At 58.5% G+C, this 20,621-nt stretch carries 15 protein-coding genes; 7 read left to right on the forward strand and 8 right to left on the reverse strand.

The genetic code is table 11. The features are described from left to right. Positions 1-12: 12 nt before the first annotated feature. From ATY77_RS28880 to ATY77_RS28900, 5 genes are all read right to left on the reverse strand, one after another. On the reverse strand, positions 13-1,215 hold the full coding sequence (locus tag ATY77_RS28880; protein WP_088689904.1) for an ROK family transcriptional regulator: 1,203 nt from the start codon (positions 1,213-1,215) through the stop codon (positions 13-15). Positions 1,216-1,301: 86 nt separating this feature from the next. Further along, positions 1,302-2,498: an MFS transporter gene (locus tag ATY77_RS28885; protein ID WP_088689905.1), complete on the reverse strand. Its 1,197-nt coding sequence runs from the start codon at positions 2,496-2,498 to the stop codon at positions 1,302-1,304. Positions 2,499-2,601: 103 nt separating this feature from the next. Next, positions 2,602-3,378: an SDR family oxidoreductase gene (locus ATY77_RS28890; RefSeq protein WP_088689906.1), complete on the reverse strand. Its 777-nt coding sequence runs from the start codon at positions 3,376-3,378 to the stop codon at positions 2,602-2,604. A 25-nt stretch (positions 3,379-3,403) separates the two neighbouring features. Further along, positions 3,404-4,267, reverse strand: a complete 864-nt coding sequence (locus ATY77_RS28895; protein ID WP_088674920.1) for a MurR/RpiR family transcriptional regulator — start codon at positions 4,265-4,267, stop codon at positions 3,404-3,406. 21 nt (positions 4,268-4,288) lie between these two features. Beyond that, a complete protein-coding gene (locus ATY77_RS28900; protein WP_088689907.1) occupies positions 4,289-4,678 on the reverse strand; it encodes a RidA family protein in 390 nt (129 codons plus the stop codon). 110 nt (positions 4,679-4,788) lie between these two features. On the opposite strand from ATY77_RS28900, the gene ATY77_RS28905 reads away from it, so the two are divergent. The 7 genes from ATY77_RS28905 to ATY77_RS28935 all read left to right on the forward strand — a co-directional run bounded on the left by ATY77_RS28905 (position 4,789) and on the right by ATY77_RS28935 (position 17,223). After that, on the forward strand, positions 4,789-5,271 hold the full coding sequence (locus tag ATY77_RS28905; protein WP_088674919.1) for a hypothetical protein: 483 nt from the start codon (positions 4,789-4,791) through the stop codon (positions 5,269-5,271). A gap of 30 nt (positions 5,272-5,301) precedes the next feature. Beyond that, entirely contained in the window at positions 5,302-6,777 is a 1,476-nt protein-coding gene (locus ATY77_RS28910) for a M81 family metallopeptidase (RefSeq protein ID WP_088689908.1), read from the forward strand. After that, a complete protein-coding gene (locus tag ATY77_RS28915) occupies positions 6,778-7,878 on the forward strand; it encodes a D-TA family PLP-dependent enzyme (RefSeq protein ID WP_088689909.1) in 1,101 nt (366 codons plus the stop codon). A gap of 289 nt (positions 7,879-8,167) precedes the next feature. Further along, entirely contained in the window at positions 8,168-11,032 is a 2,865-nt protein-coding gene (locus ATY77_RS28920) for an SNF2-related protein (RefSeq protein ID WP_088689910.1), read from the forward strand. After that, positions 11,032-12,816 carry an AIPR family protein gene (locus ATY77_RS28925; protein ID WP_088689911.1) on the forward strand — a complete coding sequence of 595 codons (1,785 nt, stop codon included), beginning with the start codon at positions 11,032-11,034 and terminating at the stop codon, positions 12,814-12,816. The genes ATY77_RS28920 and ATY77_RS28925 overlap by 1 nt, the downstream gene beginning before the upstream one ends. 40 nt (positions 12,817-12,856) lie before the next feature. Further along, positions 12,857-14,527: a site-specific DNA-methyltransferase gene (locus ATY77_RS28930; RefSeq protein WP_088689912.1), complete on the forward strand. Its 1,671-nt coding sequence runs from the start codon at positions 12,857-12,859 to the stop codon at positions 14,525-14,527. After that, positions 14,524-17,223, forward strand: coding sequence for a DEAD/DEAH box helicase family protein (locus ATY77_RS28935; protein WP_088689913.1), 2,700 nt, complete (start codon positions 14,524-14,526; stop codon positions 17,221-17,223). The genes ATY77_RS28930 and ATY77_RS28935 overlap by 4 nt, the downstream gene beginning before the upstream one ends. 304 nt (positions 17,224-17,527) lie before the next feature. Here the strand turns inward: ATY77_RS28935 and ATY77_RS28940 are convergent, their stop codons facing one another. The 3 genes from ATY77_RS28940 to ATY77_RS28950 form a co-directional block, all read right to left on the reverse strand. Next, a complete protein-coding gene (locus ATY77_RS28940) occupies positions 17,528-18,040 on the reverse strand; it encodes a hypothetical protein (protein ID WP_190237711.1) in 513 nt (170 codons plus the stop codon). 140 nt (positions 18,041-18,180) lie between these two features. Then, positions 18,181-19,314, reverse strand: a complete 1,134-nt coding sequence (gene ugpC, locus ATY77_RS28945) for a sn-glycerol-3-phosphate ABC transporter ATP-binding protein UgpC (protein ID WP_088689915.1) — start codon at positions 19,312-19,314, stop codon at positions 18,181-18,183. A gap of 93 nt (positions 19,315-19,407) precedes the next feature. Further along, the gene (locus ATY77_RS28950) at positions 19,408-20,613 is read right to left on the reverse strand and encodes an ABC transporter substrate-binding protein (RefSeq protein ID WP_088689916.1); all 1,206 of its coding nucleotides are present in this window, start codon (positions 20,611-20,613) and stop codon (positions 19,408-19,410) included. Positions 20,614-20,621: the final 8 nt, after the last annotated feature.

Genomic DNA, 20,621 nt, shown 5'->3' on the forward strand with positions numbered 1-20,621 from the left:
GGGCTAGATGCGCTAACCGACCGGCTTCTGCAGCACGTCGAAGCGCGGATTGGTTTCGGAAAAGATCGGCAGGGCGGCGGCGCCGAGGATCGCTGTATCCTTGCCGGTCATGCCGATCATGACGCGCGGCAGCGTCCGTTTTTGGTCGGGATCGATCGGAAGGTGCAGCGGCTCCAGGCGCTCGGCAAGCCGGCGCATCAGCGATGTCGATATGCTGCCGCCGAGCACGACGGTCTGCGGATCGAAGGCGAGTTCGAGAAAGTCGACCGTCTGCCGCAGCGGCTGGACGGCCTGATCCAGCCAAGCGTCCAGTCCTTCGCCGCTCCTGGCGATCAGCGCGTCGAGTTCGTCGGGCGAAAGCTCCTGCGCATTAGGGATGCCCATGAATTCGTAAGCGACGCTCGGCGAGACATAGCGATCCAGGCAGCCGCGCTTGCCGCAGCTGCAGAGCTTGCCGTGCGGCTCGACGATAATATGCCCCATCTCGCCGGCATTGTTGCGGCTGCCCTTGTACAGATGGCCGTCGAGGAACATGCCTGCGCCGATGCCGCCGCCGCCCGCGAGGAAGAGATAGACGAAACTGGCGAGACCGCGGGCGACGCCATGGAGACGCTCGCCGATCGCCGCCGCCGTCGCGTCGTTCTCGACGAGCACCGGCACCTTCACCCGCTCTTCCAGCTCGCGCCCGACGGGAAAACCCTGCCAGCCGGGCAGGCTGTGCGGGCTGAGGGAGGTGGTGCCGCCATCGCCATAGCGGCCGGGCAGGGCCATGCCGACGCCGAGCAGCCTGCTGCGGTCGAAGGCGAAGGCCTGGTGCAGCTCCTCGACGATCGCTTGCAGCACCGGCATCGCCCTTTGCGGATCGGGATGCTCGACGTCGCGCTCGATGCGGGCGCAAACGGCGCCCGACAGATCCGTCAGGACGCCGATGGCGCGCTGGCGGCCAAGTTCGAGACCGATCGAATAGGCGCCGCGCGGATTGATGGTGTAGGGAATGATCGACTGGCCGCGCGCCAGCTTCTGCGCCTCGGCGGCCACGAGCAGGTGCGACCTCTCCAGCTCCTCGACGATATTCGAGACCGTCTGGGGCGTCAGCGCTGTCATCCGGGCGATCGCCGCCCGCGAGAGCGAACCGTGCGTGCGGATCAACTCGATCACCACACGCCGGTTGTGAGACTTGGCCTGCTCGAGATTCGTGCCGGAGATCGCCTTCATGTCGCCTTCAAAGGAAATGGGTGCATCACCCTTGTCACAAGAGAGAGAGTGATGAAAGCCACATATTTCCCGAGCCCATCGATCGGCTAGGCGTTGCGCCGCTGCAGGAAGCCGAGGATGCCTATCCCCGCCAATCCGGTGACGGCGCTGAGGATGGCGGTGCCGGAATAACCCGCAACCGACGTGCCGGCGGCAAAAACCAGCGCGCCGATCCCGGCGCTCGCGAAGATATTCACGGAGATGAGCGCGCTGCCGAGCCCCGGCCGGTCGGCGATGAGATCCTGTAGATAGGTGATCGGAAAGCTGATGATCGCCGCAGCACCGATGCCGGCAAGTGAGGTGAGCGCATAGAGATGCCATGGCTCGGAGGCGAAACCGAGAAGGCCAAGGAATATGGCATAGATGATAGTGCCGGCAGCAAGCGCCGTCATCTGGCCGATCTTTCGCGCAATCCGCGACCAGACGATGATGAAGACGACCTCCAGCAATGCGACGATGCCGACGAGAATGCCGACGTCGCTGAGCCGGCCATGCGCCGCGCCGGTGGCAATCAGCGGCAGAAGGGCGTCGTTGAGATGCAGCGTGCTGGTGATCAGCGCCACCCCTGCAATATGTGCCGAAATCCGCGGCGAAACCACCTGGCGGAGCGCACCGAGATAGGTGAGGTGATGGGTTGCGGCCATCTCCGTTCCCGCCCGCTTCGGCAGGGCGAAGAGGATGATGGCCTGGCATAGCAGGCAGGCGATGGCGGCAAAGAGATAGGCCGGCAGCATGCTCGATGCGCCCGAAAGCACAAGGCCGGTAATTCCCGGGATCAATACCCAGGAGAGCGAGATCATCGCGCGCACGCCTGAATTGGCCGTCACCATGTCATTCCGGTTCATGCCCTGCATCGCCGCGCGCGCATTGGCAAACAGCAGCGAATTCAGCGCTCCGAAGATCGGCAGCGGCAGCAGCCCGCTGATGGCGAAGATGGCCGCGCTCGGAAAGGCATAGACGATGCCGTAACCGACGATGCCGAAAATGCAGGCGCCGATCATCGCCGATCGATACTCGCCGAGCCGATCGGCAAGATTGCCGAGCAGGACGCTGACGACGACGTTCACCGCCGCTGAGGCGAAGCTCAGGAAAGAATAGAGGCCATCGCTCAGACCCAATTCGCGAATGCCGACGATCGAACGATAGGGCGCGGTCATCGCCCCCGCCATTCCGAAGGTGAAAATGGCGATCATGCTGGCGCGGATCGCCGGATTGCGGAAGACGTCGGGGAAGAGGCGGCTCATGGGGGCATCAATCGTCAGGGAAATCGGCAGGCGCGGCCGCAGCGGGCAGTCCGGAAGGTCATGTCATGCTATCGTTTCAACTCAGAGATCGCAGCCCTGAATGTCAGTAATGCTCCGATTGGGAGAAGGTCCGCGCAAGCTCGGCCTGGCCGGCCGTCAGCCCGCAATCGACGGGTAGGCAGACGCCCGTTATGGCGGCAGCAAGCGGGCCGGCAAGGAAGGCGACGGCATTGGCGACATCCTTGGGATCGACGACGCGCTGCAGCGGATACCAGCGGCGCGCTTCCTCGAACACATTCGGATTGGCGGCGGCGCGCGCTTCCCAGGCCTGCGTCTTCACCGTGCCGGGTGCGACGGCATTGGAGCGGATGCCGAACTTGCCGTATTCCACCGCGACCAGCCGGGTGAAATGCAGAAGGCCCGCCTTGGCGGCGCTATAGGCCGGATGCCCGAAGACATTCATGCCGTTGACCGAGGCGATGTTGACGACGGAACCCTTCGAGGCCTTCAGCATCGGTTCGAAGGCGCGAAAGCACAGGAACGCCGCCTCGAGATTGAGCGCATTATCGGCCCGCCAGATCTCCGGCGTCGTATCGTGCAGGCTGGTCGCGCGGGCAGCGCCGGCATTGTTGACCAGGGTTCGAACGACGCCGACGTTTTCAGCGTGTTTTACCAGTTCGGATATGCTCGCCTCGCTGGTCACATCGCATCCGACGGCCACGAAACGACCGGCCGGGCCGAGCTTCAAAGCCACGGCGGCGGCGGCCGCAGCATCGATGTCGGCGAGCAGCACGACATCATGGTCGTCGGCGAGCCGCGCGGCGATCGCCGCGCCGATATCGCCTGCAGCACCGGTCACGATCGCTGCCGATTGGGTCATTGGATGTCGCTCCCGTTCATGCGCTTCAGTCTCCAAGCAATTGCCGGTCGTCGCCGTCCCGGTGCAGAACAAGCTGCTGCTTGATGCGCCGCAGCGTCGCCGTCGCCTTCGGCTGAACGGCATAAGCGATCAGGCTCGCCAGAATATCGACCATGGCGATATAGGCGATGCGCGTCGAGGTCGGACGATAGATATTGTTGCCTTCGGGAAGGTCGATCGGCACGACGATTTCCGCCGCCTTGGCAACCGGGCTTGCCGTCTGCGTCAGCGCGATCGTCTTGACCTTGGCCTGGCGGGCAAGCTCGAAGGCGCGCACCAGCTCCATGTTGCGCCCCGAGAAGGAGGAGCCGATCAGCACGTCGCCCGACTTCGCCGCGGCCGCCATCATCAGCTGCATGCTGTGGTCGGAACTTGCGGTAATGCGCAGCCCGAGACGGAAGAGGCGGTTCTGCAGCTCGTCGGCGATCATCGACGAATTGCCGCCCGAGCCGAAGGCGTAGATCATATCGGCCTTGGCGATGTGCGAGACGGCGGTTTCGATCGCGGCGAGATCGAGCGAGCGGTGCAGGAGAAACAGCGCGTTCTGCGCCTTGGTGATGATATCCTGGGCGACATCGGCCGGATCGGTGCTTTTGGATTCCGGCTTCAGGTAGCGCACGCCGATATGGGCGGTGCGGGCGAGCTGCACCTTGAAATCGGAAAAACTCTCGCAGCCGAGCCGGCGGCAGAAGCGCGTCACGGTCGGCGGCGATACCTCAGCCCGCTCGGCAAGCTCGATGATCGAGGCGTTCACGGCAAATTCGAAATCGTTGACGATGATCTCGGCAATGCGGCTTTCGGAGGGAGAGAGCCGGCCCTTGTCTTCCTGCAATGTCGAAAAGATATCCAAAGCCGCTCCCGCCCTTATTCGCTATGCACCCTTCTTCTTATAGGCCACGCAGTCGATCTCAACCTTGCAATCGACCATCATCGACGATTGCACACAGGCGCGTGCCGGCGGATGTTGCCCGAAATACTCCTGATAGATCTTGTTGAAGGTCCAGAAATCGCGGGGATCGTCGAGCCAGACGCCGACGCGCACGACATCCTCGACGCCATATCCGGCTTCCTCAAGGATCCCCAAAACATTGGCGATCGTCTTATGGGTCTGCGCGATGATGTTGCCGTCGATGATCTCGCCATCTTCCATTGCAACCTGTCCTGACACATAGAGCCATCCATCGGCTTCGACGGCGCGCGCGAAAGGCAGCGCCTTGCCGCCGGCGCCCGTTTGAACAGTGCCATAGCGCTTGATAGGCATTCCCAAGTCCTTGCAAATTATTTTCTTGATAAGTTGACAAGTGACCATAGAAAGCGGAATTTGACCAGTGAAAAACGCAATTTATGAAAAGAATTTCAATGGGGGCCGAAATGCGCGATCCGTTCAAGAATCCTTTCCCGTCCGACAGCGCCCGGCACGCGATCTGGGAAATGCTCGTTTCCCGCGATATCGACGCGTTCCTCGCCGCCGACTGGTCGATGGTGGAGCATGATTTCGTGGAGGAGGGCTTCATCGGCATCGACGGCCGGAAGGAAGTGAGCCCCGACAAGTGGCGCCTGGCATTTCCGACGCTTTCGGCCTACCGCCAGGAATGGCTGAGGCAGGCGAAGGATTTCGCCGGACAGAGCTTCGCGGAAGATCCGCGCACGGCGATCTTCACCACGACGACGCTCGAGGATATCGAGATCGAAGGCGACATGGCGCTGGTGCGCAAGAAATTCGACGGCGGCATTACCAAGGCCGACGGCACCCGCGATGTCCTGCAATGGCAGACGCTTTATTATTGCAGGCTGCACGAGGGACGCTGGAAGATCTCAGGTTTCACCGGCTACCTGCCGAACCCGATGGGTTGAAGCGGAGCCGCCAACACGAAGGCCACTTTCTTGCGCATTTTCACGGCAGCACTGGCGACCGAGACCAACACTTTCTCCCCGATCTGCGTGGATCGCCGCGCATTCGAAGCCTCGCTTTATGCGCCCCCCGGCCAGCATCCCGAAACGCCGACGCTCTGCACTGCGCCGATCACCGTCGGACGGCGCGTGACCAGGGAAAAGGGCTGGGAACTGATCGAGGGAACGGCCACCTGGGCCGACCCGGCAGGCCTCGTCAACCGGGAGACCTATGAGGGATTGCGCGACGAAATTCTCGGCCAGCTCAGGGCGGCAATGCCTGTCGATGCCGTCGTCATGGGCCTGCATGGCGCGATGGTGGCAGCGGGCTATGAGGATACCGAAGGCGATCTCCTCTCGCGCATGCGCGAGATCGTCGGACCCGAGGTCCTCATCTGTGCCGAGCTCGATCCGCACAGCCATCTGACGGCGAAGCGCGTCGCCGCACTCGATTTCGCCGTCTATTTCAAGGAATTTCCGCATACCGATTTCGTCGATCGCGCCGAGGATCTCTGGCGCATCGCCGTCGATTCGCTCGAAGGCCGGGCCAAGCCTCTCATGTCGGTGTTCGACTGCCGCATGATCGACGTCTTCCCGACCTCGCGTGATCCCATGCGCTCCTTCGTCGACAAGATCATGCGGATCGAGAAGGATGATCCTGAGATCCTGTCGATTTCGGTGATCCACGGCTTCATGGTGGGCGACGTTCCCGAAATGGGAACGAAGCTGCTCGTCGTCACCGACAACAAGCCGGAAAAGGGCACGTCGCTGGCGCGCGAACTCGGCCTCGAACTCTTTTCCAAGCGCGGCACTTTCATGGTCCCGCAGATCGACGAGAAGGAAGCCGTCTCGCGGGCGATCGCCGCCACCGCATGGCCTGTCGTCATCGCCGATGTCTGGGACAATCCGGGCGGCGGCACGGCAGGCGATGCAACCGTTGTTCTCGCAGAACTCATGGCACGCGGCGTCACGAGTGCGGCTATCGGCACCATCTGGGATCCGATTGCGGTGCAGATTTGCTTTGCGGCAGGCGAGGGGGCGGAAATTCCGCTACGCTTCGGCGCCAAATCGGCGCCCGGCACCGGCAATCCGATCGACGGCACCGTCAAGGTCGTCAAGCTGGTGAAGAACGCCGAGATGCAGTTCGGCGAGAGCCTCGCGCCATTCGGCGATGCCGCGCACATCGTTCTCAACGGCATCGACATCATCCTCAATTCGACGCGCGCCCAGAGCTTCGACCCCAGCCTCTTTTCGGTGATGGGCCTCGATCCCACCAAGCAGAAGATCCTGGTGATCAAATCCACCAATCACTTCTTCGCGTCCTTCTCGAAGATCGCGTCGGAGATCCTTTACTGCTCCGCCGGAACGCCCTATCCCAATAATCCGGCGACGACGCCTTACCGGCGGGCGCCGAAGACCATTTGGCCGATCGTGGCCGATCCACACGGGATAGAACGCGGAGCCGCCTAGATGCATGACAACAGGTTCGCCGTCGTCGCCAAGGCAGGGGATAGGATCGCCGATCTCTCGACGCCGCGCCCTGTCATCGACGAGGACCGGGTGGCTGCAAACATCGCCCGCGTTCAATCCTATATGGATCAGCATGGGCTGAACTTCCGCCCGCATATCAAGACGCACAAGATTCCGGCGCTCGCCGTGGCGCAGGTCGCCGCAGGCGCCAAGGGCATCAATTGCCAGAAGGTCACCGAAGCGGAAGTCTTCGCCGAAGCCGGCTTCAACGACATCCTCATCACCTTCAACATCCTCGGACAGCAGAAGCTCGAGCGCCTGGCCAGGCTGAACGAGAAAATCCCGGCCCTCAAGGTCGTCGCCGACAGCGAAACGACGGTCGACGGGCTCGCCGCGCATTTTTCCGGCCACAAGCCGCTGATCGTGCTGGTGGAATGCGACACCGGCGGCGGCCGCTGCGGCGTGCAGACGCCGGAAGAAGCCGCCTCGCTCGCCAGGCGCATCACCGCCGCCGACGGCCTCACCTTCGGCGGCATCGTCACCTATCCCAAGCCGCAGTCGGCAGCGAGCGTCGAGGCCTTCATCACCGAGACGCTGGACCGCCTGAAATCCGACGGCATCGCCTGCCCGATCGTCAGCAATGGCGGAACGCCGAGCCTGTTCGAGGCGCATCTCGTCCCATCCGCCACCGAACACCGCGCCGGCACCTATATCTACAACGACCGCCAGATGGTGCGCATGGGCCATTGCACCGAAGACGATTGCGCCATGCACGTGCTCGCCACCGTCGTCTCCCGCCCGACCACCGACCGCGCCGTCATCGACGCCGGCTCGAAGGCGCTGACCTCGGACCTTCAGGGCTTCAGCGATTACGGCCTGATCGTCAGCTATCCCCAGGCGCGGATCACCAGCCTCTCGGAAGAGCACGGCGTCATCGATCTCTCAAACTGCACCGGCCCCCGGCCGCAGATCGGCGAGAAGCTCTTCATTGTCCCGAACCACACCTGCGTGGTGTCCAACCTGTTCGATACGATGGTGTTTCATCGGGGCGGGATTGTGACCCGCGTCGAGGACGTCGCGGCTCGGGGGCTCGTCTGGTAGCGGCGGTTTCGGCTGAGGGCAAGAAGTCCACTTTGGGGCCGTCTCCTGCCTATCCGGATTGAAGATCGAAAGTTGGCAAAGTCGACATTCGGGTAAACTAATGACTTCGTCAGCGGCCGCCGACATTTCGGTCGTTCGAACCTGAGATGTCGGCTGTCGAAAGCCTTCGTTCGTTTATGGCTATCGAGAAGATCTTGCCCTACCGACGTGCGTCTACTCGAAACGCTTACCGAGCATTTTGCTTTTCGGACTACTTTACCTGTGCCGCGCCAGAGGCTAACCATCTGGGATGGCGAAACTCACTGAATATCATGCGAAATATCTGGCGACTGATCTCGTCAGGCGGCGATCGGCGGACAGCGCTGAAAAGCTAGCAATTGCGGTCGCCGGTGCGCAGGTTGATATGAACCCGCATCAGGTGGATGCGGCGCTCTTTGCTTTCTCCTCTCCACTGTCACGCGGTGCTCTCTTGGCCGATGAGGTCGGGCTCGGGAAAACAATCGAGGCGGGCCTCGTCATCTCCCAACGCTGGGCTGAAGGAAAGCGCCGAATTATAATCGTCGCACCGTCAAACCTTCGCAAGCAATGGCACCAAGAGCTCAGCGAGAAGTTTTTTCTGCCATGCGCGATCATTGAGTCGAAGTCCTTCAACGCCGCAGTGAAATCAGGCGACTTGAGACCGTTCGATCATTCCGACAGAATAATGATCTGCTCCTATCAGTTCGCGCGGAACAAGGAACTGGATATCAAGGCGACGCCTTGGGACTTGGTCGTGATGGACGAAGCGCATCGTCTTAGAAACGTCTATAAGCCGTCTAATATCATTGCTAACACGCTCAAGGGTGCGCTGGCCGACCGGCACAAGCTATTGCTAACTGCGACGCCATTGCAGAATTCATTGCTCGAACTGTATGGCCTAGTGAGCTTTATCGACGAGCACACGTTCGGCGATCTCAAGAGCTTTCGCGAGCAGTTCGCCAATCTATCGCAGGAACGCGCTTTCGAGGTGCTGCGCGAACGGCTTAAGCCGATTTGTCATCGCACCTTACGGCGCCAGGTGACCGCATATGTGCCGTACACAAAGCGGCACGCGATCTTGGAAAAGTTCGACCCCAGCGAGGCAGAAGACCGCCTATATGATGTGGTCACCGGGTATCTCGACAGGCCGAACCTCCAAGCACTCCCGCCGAGCCAGCGTACACTCATGACTCTTGTCCTCCGCAAGTTGTTAGCATCATCAACGTTCGCGATCGCGGGCGCGCTTACCTCAATGTCTGCGCGCCTGCAAAAGAAGCTCGATCATAGCCAACCCACCACATCGCTGGTTGACGAACTGGATGAGGACTATGAGGCGCTGGATGAGACGGCCGAGGAATGGCCTGACGATGAGGTTGAGCCAATATCCGATGCTGAGCAAAGCGCGCTGGCCTCGGAAATAACTGATCTTCAAAGGTTTGCTGAGCTTGCAACCTCGATAACGCAGAACGCCAAGGGCCTTGCTTTGCTTAAGGCGCTTGAGGTCGGTTTTGCGAAGGCAAAAGAATTAGGTGCGGAAGAAAAGGCGATCATCTTTACGGAATCGCGAAAGACGCAATCCTACCTTCTGCGCTTGCTAGCCGATAGCCCTTACGCAGATGGGATCGTCCTGTTCAACGGGTCGAACACCGACCCTAAATCGCAGCAGATTTACCGCATCTGGCTGGATCGGCACGCCGGATCAGATCGAATAACCAACTCAAAAACGGCTGACATGCGATCCGCGCTTGTGGATTATTTCCGCGAGGAAGGACGCATCATGATCGCGACCGAAGCAGGGGCGGAAGGCATCAACCTGCAATTCTGCTCGATGATCGTGAACTATGATCTGCCGTGGAATCCTCAGCGCATCGAACAGCGTATCGGTCGTTGCCATCGCTACGGCCAAAAGCATGACGTGGTAGTCGTCAATTTCCTGAACCAGAAGAACGAAGCTGACCAGCGCGTGTTTCAATTGCTCTCGGAAAAATTTCAGCTTTTTGAGGGTGTGTTCGGCGCAAGTGATGAAGTTCTAGGTGCTATCGAATCAGGGGTGGATTTCGAAAAACGTATTGCTGAAATTTATCAGCGATGCCGAACAAAGGATGAGATTAAGGTCGCCTTTGACAGACTGCAACGTGAATTGAGCCTTGAAATTAACGAGCAGATGACGTCCGCCCGGCGTAAACTGATGGAAAACTTCGATGATGAAGTTCGCGACAAGCTTAAAATTCGCGATACCGACACGAAGGTGTATCTGAACCAGTTCGAGCAAAGCCTGATAAGGCTCGCTCAACAGGAGTTGGGGGATCATGCGCGGTTTATCGATGGTTCCAGTTTCCGCCTGAATACCTTGCCAGATTGGATCAACGGAGCTGGAATTCCTACCGGCCTGTATGAGCTACCACGGCGGACGGGTGAGGCGCATCTTTTTCGTCTCAATCACCCGCTTGGGGAGGCTATCGTTGCGCGTGCCCGAACTAGAGAACTGGAGATCGCGGAACTGACATTCGACCTGACCAACCACGAAGGTCGTGTATCGCAAATCGAGCCTCTCAAGGGGCAGTCCGGGTGGCTGCAAGCCAAGCTCTTAATGGTTGAGGCGCTGAGTCAGGGTGAGGACTACCTGCTGCTTGCTGGCATCGCGGACAACGGATCTTTACTTTCTGACGAAGCAACAACCCGCATGATGACGATCGGCGGCCGTGTGGGTGCACAGATCGCGTTGCCCGTGGGTGCTGCTGAGACACTTTCTCAGTACGTCACCGATCAGCAAACCCGCATCCGGCGAGCTATTTCGGAACGTAATGCCCGTTTTTTCGAGAAAGAGGCGGACAAGCTGGATGGTTGGGCAGACGATCTGAAAGTTGGACTGGAGCGGGAGATCAAGGAGATTGACCGCCAGATCAAGGAGGCGCGCCGCGCGGCCACTGCTGCCTTAACCTTGGAAGAGAAACTTGCAGGGCAGAAGGCGGTCAAGGCGCTGGAAAATGAGCGCAACAGCAAGCGGAGATCATTGTTCGATGCGCAGGACAAGATTGACGAACAACGATCCGAACTTATCGCCAGCATTGAAAGCCGGCTTGAGCAGAAAATCCTAGAGGAAGACCTGTTCACCATCCGCTGGAGCGTGGTCTGATGGTGCCACGCCCCGTAGAGATATTGGCTCTCCCGCCGAAGTTACACGAGCTATTTGACGGGCATGTTCGTCCGGGCGTTATTGGTGACGCAGACCAGCGAGAAAGGGATTTTCTGAGCCGTGCGCTATCGGCTTATACGCTTCACAAGCTCGGCGGTGCGTCGATTGAAGATGGCGCAAACGGGATCGTCGATGGTGGCGGAGATGGCGGTATCGATGGCATCTATTTTTCGCCCGTCACTAATACACTTTGGCTTACGCAATCGAAATACATTCACGCGGGGTCGGGTGAGCCCGATCTTGGAGAGGTAACCAAATTCAAAATTGGTATAGAAAACCTGCTCGAAGCACGCTTTGATGCCTTCGCTCAGAATGCCAAAATTGTTGCCCTACTCCCGCAGCTCGAAGCAGCGTTGAAAAACCCATCTACGCAGGTTCGATCGGTCCTATGTTATTCCGGGTTGTCATTTATTTCCGAAGACCGAAAGCACCTTTTTGAAGCGCTCCGCGTCAAATTATCGCTGGATCAAGCCGACGGTTATTTCGCGTTCCAAGCTGTCAACCTGACCACACTGAACGATTGGGTTAGTGGTGGTGATGCGGCTCCCGGTATCGAAACCGTCGAGCTTGAAATCATGCGGCCCGGTTATGTCACTGCGCCTTATGAAACAATTTACGGCCTTATCCCGCTTGAGCGGCTGAAGGTGCTCCATGATGAATACGGCGCGCGACTGGTGCGCGCTAATATCAGAGGGTTCAAGGGCAGCACCGACGTCAACGAGGACATTCAAAAGACGCTCACTGAAGAGGTGGGCCTGTTCCACTACCTAAACAATGGCCTGACTGCCTATTGCGATAGGCTGGAGCTGCACAACCTTGATCGTACCAATGCTGAAAGGAAGCGGATTACGGCAAAGGGATTCTCGATCATCAATGGGGCGCAGACCTTGGGGTCGATCGCCAAATGCGTTGCTGCGCCAGGTGCTGAGGCTCCCCCGCGGGGCTTTGCCTTCATCAAGATTGTTTCGCTTGAGAAGTGCGAGGACGATCGAGCTTTTGCCGACAGGATTTCACGGGCGGCGAACTTCCAGAACGCCGTGGTGCTCAAGGACTTTGCCGCAGCCTACCCTTTGCACGGGCAGATTGCAGCGACGTTGCAACCGCACGGAATCGATTATCATTTCCGGCTCGACGAAGACACACCCGCCAACGATGCAACGAACTTCACTATTGACGAAGCCCTGACGGCTTGCGCCTGTCTGGCTAACGCAAGCGATTGCGACCTTGTAACTCGCGTTGCCGCAAACCGAACCTCTCTACTTTCGCTCGACGTCGTCTATCCGAATGATCTCCTGTGCCCGAGTCGTCACGAGCGTATTTTTCCGCAGGGACTTTCTGCGCGGACTGCGTGGCGGGCCGTACAAGCACAGCGTATCGTTTTGCTGGGCATGACAGAAAGCACACGAGCCAGCAGCGGGGCTACAAAGTCTTTCTACACACATGCTAAATGGATCGTGCTGGCAGCTATATATGTCCGGCTAAAACCGCAGGATGGCGAAGCGTTGGGGCTCACCGACGACGAAGCTACTGCGATCGCCGCCGCCGTACCCGATTTTGCTGAAAAGTTGCTCGCCATTGCAGTTGGGAAGGGTTTGGCGGCCTACGTCGGTTTGGGCGGACAGCAGGTTCTCCAGTCGCCTCGTGATTTTCAATCGGTGTTTAAGACACAAGGCGACTGCCAAAATCTCTTCGCTGCGTTAAAAGCGCAAATCTGGAATTCTTAAAATCAAGCGCCGCCCGCAATGGCCGCGCCACAGGGTGACAATGTCTAAGAAACAGAAGCTTGAACTGACTTGGGTAGGAAAGGAGAGCCGGCCTCGGCTGGAGCCGCGCATCCTCATTGAGGACCCAACTAAGAGTTATCACGCTGCCAAGCGGGTCACTGACAATGACATCTTCGACAATGTGCTGATCCACGGCGACAATCTGCTGGCGCTCAAGGCGCTAGAAGCGGACTATGCGGGCAAGGTGAAATGCGTTTTCATCGACCCACCATACAATACCGGGGTTGCGTTTACACATTACGAGGACGGCCTTGAACACTCAATTTGGCTCGGTCTAATGCGGGATCGCCTCGCTCTAATTCGACAGCTTCTGTCTGATGACGGGTCATTATGGATTACGATCGACGATAATGAGGCTCATTATCTCAAGGTGATTTGCGACGAGATATTTGGGCGATCAAATTTCATAGGGAATATTATTTGGGAAAAATCGGATAGTCCTCGTATGGATGCGGTGTTCCTTTCCAACAGGCACGACCACCTTCTCGTTTTCGCAAAAGATATCTCGAAGACCGAATGGCACCGCATTCCGACAGATGGTGACTCACTGCCCTCTCATTATGATAAAGTGGATGATGAGGGACGGAAGTATTACTTGAAGCCCTTGCGCGCCATGGGTGGACAAGGAGACAGCCGAGCAACACGTCCAACGCTTTACTATCCGCTAACGGCACCCGATGGATCACAAATTTATCCAAAAAGACAAGATGGGGCCGATGGTGCTTGGCGCTGGAGTTCATCAAAAGCCACCGCCGAAGCCACCCGCATCGAATGGGTGGCCGGGCGTTCTGGTTGGGCACCATACTATCGAATTTATGCTGATACTGGTAATGGCAGGCCAGTGGAAACGATCTGGACCCACGCTGAGGTAGGAAGCAATCGAACTTCAAAGGCAGAAGTAAAGGCTCTCTTCCCTGATGAGATACCGTTCGGGACACCAAAGCCTGAGCGCCTTCTCCGGCGAATTATTGAGATTGCAACCGATGATAACGATCTGGTTCTTGATTCCTTTGCAGGGTCAGGAACGACAGGGGCCGTAGCGCACAAGCTCCACCGACGTTGGATTATGGTCGAAATGGGTGATCACTGCACTACCCATGTCGTGCCGCGCTTGCGAAAGGTGATCGACGGCAGCGACCAGGGAGGTGTCAGCAAGGCGCTCGACTGGAGCGGCGGCGGGGGCTTCCGCTACTACGAACTTGCGCCCTCGTTGCTCGAAACGGACAAGTGGGGGCGCGAGGTCATCTCAAAAGAGTATGATGCAGCTATGCTGGCGCAAGCGCTCTGTAAGCTGGAAGGTTTCACCTATGCACCCAGCCCGGATGTCTGGTGGCAGCAGGGCCGTTCGTCCGAGACCGACTTTCTCTACGTCACGACCCAAACGCTTGGGCCAGAAGATTTGGTGGCGTTGTCAGACGATGTGGGTGAAGGTCGCTCTCTGCTGGTGCTGTGCGCTGCGTGGCGTGGCAATGCGGACCAGTTCCACAATCTAACCCTTCGCAAAATCCCTAACCACATCCGCAGCACATGCGAATGGGGTCATGACGATTATTCCTTGAATGTCGCCAATCTCCCAATAGCGGAAATTAAACTCGTCGCGCCACTGCCGTCTAAACAAGATGGGTTGTTTGACTGGGAGGAAGACGAATGAGCAAGCCGCCGACCTCCAATCAGCGTCATGTTAACGCAATCTCGGGTCGCCTCAGCCTACGCGCGCCGCAGCGGGATAGCCTGGCGATTCTCGACCGGATTACCGAGATCGTACCGCTGCGCAGCAACACCGATTTAGCTGCTAAGCTCGACATTATCCGAAGTGAGTATCCCGGCGTCACCGATTTCGAGCGGGAGTTCCCCTCGCTCTGTTTCGCGCTGGCAACCGGGGTCGGTAAAACCCGCTTGATGGGCGCTTTCATCGCCTATCTGCACATAGCCCACGGCATCAATAACTTCTTCGTGCTCGCACCCAACCTTACGATATATCAGAAACTCATTCAGGATTTCGCCGCGAACACGGCTAAGTATGTATTCAAAGGGATCAATGAATTTGCTGTGTTCACACCCGAAGTTATTACCGGAGATAACTACGAAAACCGGGGCACTCTGCTTGACGATGTCCTGCGGTGCAAAATCAATATCTTCAATATTTCCAAGATCACCTCCGAAGTGCGCGGCGGCAAGCAGATGCGCATCCGGTCCTTCAAGGAAGAATTGGGAGACAGCTACTTCGATTATCTCTCCAAGCAGCACGACCTTGTAATGCTGATGGATGAATCGCACCGTTATCGCGCCACGGCGGGAATGCGGGCGATCAACGAGTTGAAGCCGGTGCTTGGGCTAGAACTTACTGCTACGCCTTTTGTCGAGAGCAGCAAGGGACCGGTGGCATTCCGCAACGTCGTGTTCGATTATCCGCTCGCTCGCGCGATGGATGATGGGTTCGTCAAAGACCCCGCCGTTGTCACTCGGAAGAACTTTATCACGGCGAATAAATCTCCTGAAGCGATCCAGCAAATGAAGCTGGAGGACGGTATCCGGCTACATGAAAGCGTGAAGGTTGAACTGGAAACCTACGCGCGCGAGAACGGTGTGAATATCGTCAAGCCCTTCGTCCTTGTCATTGCCCGTGACACAACCCATGCGGCGGAGCTGATGCGACTGATCCAGTCGGAGCGGTTTTTTAAGGCACGCTATGCCGACAAGGTTATTCAGGTCGATTCCAGCGTCAAGGAAGAGGAGACGGTCGAACGGTTGCTGACGGTCGAACATACCGGAAATCCCGTCGAGATAGTCATCCATGTCAACATGCTGAAAGAGGGCTGGGATGTTACCAACCTTTATACCATCGTTCCTTTGCGCGCCGCCAATGCTCGGACGCTGATCGAGCAGAGCATCGGGCGCGGCCTCCGTCTGCCTTATGGTAAGCGCACCGGCGTGGCCGCCGTGGATCGGCTCAACATCGTCGCGCACGACCGGTTTCAAGAGATCGTGGACGAGGCGAACAACCCTAACTCTCCGATCCGGCTGAAAGCCCTTGTCCTGGACGAGGAGGTCTTGGAGCGTAAGACCGTTACAGTGGTGGCCGCGCCGACGATCTTGGGAAGCCTTGGCATAAAAACGGGGCTTAGCGAGGAAGGCTCGAAATATGCGGGGCCGCCGCCAACGCGAGCCTTTTACAATCCTGAGGCTGAAAGGGTCGCCCAGCTCGCTTATGAGGCAATACGGAAGCTGTCCCGTTCGCCGGATAGGGTTCCAGACATCAGCTACATCTCGCGGCCCGAGGTGCAGGCGCAGCTCGTTCGAGAGGTTCAGAGCCAGTACCAACCGCAGCAAATGGAACTGGAAGGCGTCGCACCGCCCCCCCCCGATTTCGCCAAGGTGATTGCGAAAACAGCCGCGCTCGTAGTTGACCGTACGATCAACATTCCGCGCATTTCGGTATCGCCCAAGGGAGAAGTCAAAGCGGGATTCAAGCCATTCACGCTCGACCTAGGCAGCATGACTTATGCCGCGCCTGAAGAAACGCTCTGGGCACAGTATCTGGGACGAAACGAAGGCCATTCCATCGGCATGTCGCAGGGTAATTTCCTCGAGAAGCGCCCGGAGGACTATGTCGTAAGCGGCCTGATCGATTTCCCCGATGTGTCCTACGACGACACTGCGGATCTGCTTTACGATTTGGCCGGCCAGGTCGTGCGGCATTTCCATTCCTACCTCTCGGCAGAGGACACGTTACGCCTGTTGCAGTTGGAGCAGCCCAATATCGCACGAGCCGTCCATGCCCAGATGCTCGATCATTTCTGGATGGACGACACGGTCGAGTATCACCATGTAGTGACGAGCGGCTTCACAGAGATCAAGCAGAGCGCCCATTCCGCCGAGCGCGGCGAACCCCTCGATTATCGCAGCCCGCCGGCCGACAAGAGCAACATGGCGCGATACCTATTTGGCGGGTTCACCAATTGCCTGACCAACGTCGCGCGGTTTGATTCAGACTCAGAACGCAAGCTGGCCGTCATCTTGGAGCGAGAGGCGGAAAAGTGGTTTCGACCCGCGAAAGGTCAGTTCCAGATGTTCTATCGCAAGGGCAGCGACCATTTGGAATATCGTCCGGACTTCGTTGCCGAGACTGCGAATGAGATTTTGATGCTTGAGCCGAAGATGGCCACACAGATGAACGATGCGGATGTGCTCGCGAAACGAGATGTGGCAGTTCAGTGGTGCAAGTGGGCGAGCGAACATGCTCGACAAAGTGGCGGAAAACCTTGGCGTTACGCCCTCATCCCACACGACCAGATTGCGGATAATATGGAACTGAACTTCCTGCTGAAAACCTATGTCTGCAACTGATCAACCAAGCGCAAACCAGCCGTCGGCTCTCCATTGGGTGTCGAGCCTCCGCTATAATCTTATGCCCTCCTGTAAGCTGCCTGTCCGGAGTGTCCGACTTTGCAAGCGGGCTCATCAAGTGTCCGCTTTCAGGCAATCTGCGGCGGAGCTTCAATGACCGAGATGAAGGCGCGTTGCCGCCCGGCCACTCCTGGCCTCATTGCGGTCGTTATCCCTTCGCCGCGGCAAGGAAAACTTCTATGCCGAAGCTACCGCGCGGAATGAATATTCAACACCGCACTGGGTCTCCCCATCCGGACTGCGTTCAGGATGGCCAAAGCGGCTTCACCGGCTCAATGCGATATCTTTTCTCAAACTCACGGAGCACCATTTCGAGCGTTGCCTCAAAAGCACCCTGATCGAACATCATCGATTTCTCTGCCTCGTGAAGGTAGCGCCAGTCGATGAAGGCATCTTGGTGCTGATAGAGAATGTGACGAATGCTGTAGTCCATGTAGAAACCGTTGGGATGATACGGTGCCACTGACCTTCTGAACTCCGCGTCGAGTTTCTCTTGGCTTTCAGGCTTCAGTCTATCAAACAGCCTTATCAGGTTGTGTGACTTGGCAACTTTCGGATCATCATAGTCGAAAACGAACCAAGCTTTGAGCGCCAACTCCATCGAAAGTGCCAGAAGCATCGGTTCAACACCGACGTGTTCGTTCTCGCTAAGGTCTGCATGTTTTCCGAATTCTTGCGCTGGAAAGCTTTGAGTTTTTCGAAAAATTGCCTTTGCGGCTTCCCCGATCCTGATGGCCGTCGATAGGCGCGCACTCATTAGAGGTCCATTGGATTGATGTAGACTGGATCTGGAACTTGAGCTGAGACATTACAAGAACGCTGTCGCTTAGGCCAGGTGGCACGCAGTTACAATTTAACGACGACAAGGTGGAATTGAGTTCACTGCCGGCGGTCACTTCAAGCCGCCGTCGGATTGATCACATTCATATCGATCTCCGTCAGTTCCACGCGCCGCTCAAACGCAATGCCCGCCTCGTCGAAGAGATGGCAATCCGCAGCATTGATGCCGGTGGCCACAGGCGCATCCGCTCGGATGCCGACGCTGCCGGGGAGCATGGCGCAGAAATTCTCGGCCTCGCCGTTGAGCGAGGCGTAGGCGACCGTATTGGCGCCGAGGCGCTCGATGACGGTCGGGGTCACGGTAAAGACGATATCGCCGCCGTTCAGCTGGATATGCTCCGGGCGGATGCCGAGCGTCAGGGTCTTGCCGGCCATGCCGTCGCGTGGCGTCACCGGCAGGACGGCGGTCTGGCCGAGATAATCGACTTCGACGCCGGCGGCGCTGACGGCCTTGCAGGTGACGGGCAGAAAATTCATTTTCGGGTTGCCGATGAAGCCGGCGACGAATTTGTTGGCGGGCTTGTGATAAAGCTCCAGCGGCGCGCCGGTCTGGGAGATATTGCCGGCGTCGAGCACGACGATGCGGTCGGCCATCGTCATGGCCTCGACCTGGTCGTGCGTCACATAGATCATCGTCGCCTTGAGCTGCCGGTGCAGCTTGGCAAGCTCGATGCGCATGTCGGCGCGCAGCGCCGCGTCGAGATTGGAGAGCGGCTCGTCGAACAGGAAGATCTTCGGTTCGCGCACGATGGCGCGGCCGATCGCGACGCGCTGGCGCTGGCCGCCGGAAAGCATGCCGGGTTTCTGCTGCAGCCGCTGGTCGAGATGCAGGATGCGCGCGGCGTTTTCCACCTTGGCCTTCAGCTTTGCCTCTTCCATCTTCTCGACGCGCAGCGGGAAGGCGATGTTCTCGAAGACAGTCATGTGCGGATAGAGCGCGTAGGACTGGAACACCATGGCGATGCCGCGCTTGACCGGCGGCAGGTCGTTGACCCTGACGCCGTTGATGACGATGTCGCCTGCCGTCGTCGCGTCGAGGCCGGCGATCATCCGCAAGAGCGTGGACTTGCCGCAGCCTGACGGCCCGACGAAGACGACGAATTCGCCGTTCTTCACCTCGAGCTGCACGCCCTTCAGAACTTCGTAGTCGCCGTAGAATTTCTGAACTTTGTTGAGAAGGAGCTGTCCCAAAAATCTGTCTCCGCCGGCGGTCTTCGTCGCACATTCGATAGAGGGGAGGGGCCGCGGCTGATGCCGCGACCCCAGGGAGAGCCTCGAAAGGGCTTATTTGAAGGCTTCGATTTCGCCGGCAGCCTTCTTCAGTGCGGCTTCCGGTTCGGCCTTGCCTGTCACGACCGACTGGACCATCTCGATCATCGAGTTCTGGAAGCCCTTATAATCGGTGAAGAGCGGCTCAGGACCACCATAGTCGATGCCCTCGATGAGCGGCTTCCAGTAGGGGTCCTTGGCGACGAACTCGTCGACCTTTGCGGAGGGACGCAGCGGGGTGAGGCCGGCGCCGCCCTGCAACTCGTATTCCGACTGAACATCCGGCGAGGTGATGAACTTGGCGAATTCCGTCGCCTTCTCCTCGACGCCCGAACCCTTGAAGATCGCAAGGCTGTCGGTGATCAGCAGCGTGCCGGGACCCTTGGCATCGGGGCCGAGCGGCAGCGTCGTGATTCCCCAGTTGATCTTCGTCTCCTTCAGGCGGGTAGCGGCGCCCGATCCGGCCTGGATCATGGCGACCTTGCCGTCGAGGAAGATGGCGCGGACTTCGTTCTGCTCATAGGCCGTCGGGCCTTCCTCGGAGTAAGGGACGATATCCTTATAAGCCTTCAGCGCGGCGAGAATCTGCGGGCTGTCGAGCGTGATCTTGCCTTCTGCATCCGTCACCGCGCCATTGTTGGTGTAAACCCAATGCATGAACTGGTGCATCGTGTTGTCGAAGGTCTTGGCGGAAAGGCCGAAGCCCGGAATGCCGGTCTTTTCCTTGATGGTCTTGGCCATCTCGATTTCTTCGGCCCAGGTCTTCGGCGGCGTCTCGGGGTCGAGGCCGGCCTGCTTGAAGAGGTCCTTGTTCCAGTAGAGCGCCTTGGTGGAGAAGGCGATCGGAACGCCCCACTGGTTGCCCTCGAAGGTTACCGTGTCGACGATGTGGGGATAGTAAGCCTTCTTTTCCTCATCGGTCATCGGCACCGGAACGATGAGATCGTTCTGGGCGAATTCCTTCAGCGTGCGCGAGCCGACATAGGCCATGGCAACCGGCGTGCCGGCGGCGGCGAGCGTCGTGGCCTTGTCCTGGCACTGCGCCCAGCCGACGACCTCAGGCGTGACCTTCCAGCCCGCGTTCTTTTCTTCCCACTGCTTGATGTATTTGGTGTGGACCGGGTCGATCGTGTCGCCGCAATAGATCCAGCTGATTTCCTTGTCGGCCGCATGGGCAGTGACCGCGGTCAGTGCCGTCGAGCCGAGCAGGGCGAGCGCCATAAGGCCTG

The sequence above is a fragment of the Rhizobium sp. R634 genome (genome assembly GCF_002211305.1).
Classification (GTDB): Bacteria; Pseudomonadota; Alphaproteobacteria; order Rhizobiales; family Rhizobiaceae; genus Rhizobium.